At 74.3% G+C, this 2,134-nt stretch carries 3 protein-coding genes; 2 read left to right on the top strand and 1 reads right to left on the bottom strand.

Translation table 11 applies throughout. The features are described from left to right. Positions 1 to 687, top strand: a 687-nt coding sequence (locus ABEB16_RS02425) for a tyrosine-type recombinase/integrase (protein WP_345710681.1), incomplete at its 5' end; no start/stop codon positions are given. 18 nt (positions 688 to 705) lie between these two features. Then, a complete protein-coding gene (whiG, locus tag ABEB16_RS02420) occupies positions 706 to 1,635 on the top strand; it encodes an RNA polymerase sigma factor WhiG (RefSeq protein WP_425560090.1) in 930 nt (309 codons plus the stop codon). Between the two features lie 9 nt (positions 1,636 to 1,644). Here whiG and ABEB16_RS02415 read toward each other — a convergent pair. Next, on the bottom strand, positions 1,645 to 2,134 hold a 490-nt coding region (locus ABEB16_RS02415; protein WP_345710679.1), incomplete at its 5' end, for a M23 family metallopeptidase.

Raw genomic sequence — 2,134 nt, 5'->3', positions numbered from 1 at the left:
CGCCGCGCCGCGGCCGCCCGGACGTTCACCGCGTGGGCGCGGCGCACCGACCGCGTCGCGGACGACGCCGCGCAGCGGCTGCGGGCACCCCGCGCCTCCCGGCACCTGCCCCGGGTGTTGCGCGCCGATCAGGTGAGCGCCCTCCTGGAGGCCGCCGCCGCGCGCGCCGGTGACGGCGACCCCCTCCGCGTGCAGGACGTCGCCGTCCTCGAGCTGCTCTACGCCACCGGCTGCCGGGTCGCGGAGGTGGTGGGCGCCGACGTCGACGACCTGGACCTGGAGCGGCGGACCCTGCGGGTGCTGGGCAAGGGTTCGCGCGAACGGGTGGTTCCGTTCGGCCGGCCGGCGCTGGTGGCGCTGGACCGGCACCTGTCCGCGGCCCGTCCCCGGCTGGCCGTGGAGACGTCGCCGCCGGCCCTCTTCCTCGGCCGCCGGGGCGCGCGTCTGGGGCAACGGCAGGTCAGGGCCGTGCTCACCGGGTTGCTGGCCGGTCTGGAGGGCATCCCGGTGGTCGGCCCGCACGGCCTGCGGCACTCGGCGGCGACCCACATGCTCGACGGAGGAGCCGATCTTCGTAGCGTTCAGGAATTACTCGGTCACGCTACGCTTTCAACAACGCAGGTGTACACGCATGTCTCCGTGGAGCGGTTGCGGAGGTCGTACCGCCAGGCCCATCCACGAGCCTGAGCGGAGGCGGGAGTGGGGATGGACGCAGGAGCGAGGTCGCGCGAGGCCGCGCCGCAGGAGACGGCGGCCGAGCCCGCCCTGGAGGTCGTGCACGAGAAGCCCGCGGAGGCCGAACCGGCCGGCCGACCCCGCGCCAACGCGCGCTTCACCTCGCGCCGCGGCACCCCGACGCCGGAGCAGGAGGCCGCCGAGGCGGCGCTGCGCGCCATGTGGGAGGAGTTCAAGGGTTCCGGTGACGCGGTGCTGCGCGAACGGCTCATCCTGCACTACTCCCCGCTGGTGAAGTACGTGGCGGGCCGCGTCGGGGTGGGCCTGCCCCCCAACATCGAGCAGGCCGACCTGGTCTCGTACGGGATCTTCGGGCTCATCGACGCCATCGAGAAGTTCGACATCGAGCGCGCGATCAAGTTCGAGACCTACGCCATCTCCCGCATCCGCGGTGCGATCATCGACGAGCTGCGGGCCATCGACTGGATCCCCCGCTCCGTGCGCAGCAAGGCGCGCGAGGTGGAGCGGGCCTACGCGGCGCTGGAGGGCGAGCTGCACCGGACGCCCACGGAGGCGGAGGTGGCCCAGCGCCTCGGCATCCCCCTGGGCGACCTGCACCAGATCTTCAGCCAGGTCTCCTACGTGAACGTCGTGGCCCTGGACGAGCTGCTCACCGTCTCCGGCGAGAAGGGGGACAAGCTCTCCCTCGTCGACACCCTCGAGGACACCAAGGCCGAGGATCCCGTCGCCGCCTTCGAGACGGAGGAGACGAAGTTCCTGCTCTCCCGCGCCATCAACCAGCTGCCCGAGCGGGAGAAGATCGTCGTGACCCTCTACTACTACGAGGGCCTCACGCTCGCCGAGATCGGCCGGGTGCTCGGCGTCACGGAGTCGCGCATCTGCCAGATGCACACCAAGGCCGTGCTGCAGCTGCGGGGCAAGCTCAGCGACGCGGGCTGAACGGCCGCCTCAGCCCGGCCGGCCCTGGGGCAGCAGCACCGGGGCCGGTGCGGGCGCCAGCAGGGTGAGCGGATCGAGGTAGTCGGCGCCCCGGCGCGCGCCCCAGTGCAGGCAACCGCCCGCGCAGTGCGCCGGCGCCGCGGCCACCACGCCGATCACGTCACCGGCCCGCACGCCCGTGCCCGCACCCGCGCGGGGTTCCACCGGTTCATAGGTGGTGCGCACCCCGCCGGCGTGGGCGACGACGACCACGCCCCGGCCGGCCACCGCCGCTGCGAAGACCACCGTGCCCGCGGCCGAGGCGAGCACCTCGGTGCCCGCCCCGGCGCCCAGGTCGACGCCGCGGTGCCCGGCCGCGTAGGGGGAGGGCAACCGGTCGAAGGTGCGCTGCACCCGCGGTGCGCGCAGCGGCCAGCGGTGCGGCCCCGCCGGACCGGCAGGGTCCTGCGACGACGGGTCCTGCGACGACGGGTCCTGCGACGACGGGTCCTGCGACGAC

The organism is Kineococcus glutinatus, assembly GCF_039542765.1.
Lineage (GTDB): Bacteria > Actinomycetota > Actinomycetes > Actinomycetales > Kineococcaceae > Kineococcus_A > Kineococcus_A glutinatus.
Note: the sequence above shows the minus strand (reverse complement) of the source record. Positions and strands in the feature narration are given on the sequence as shown.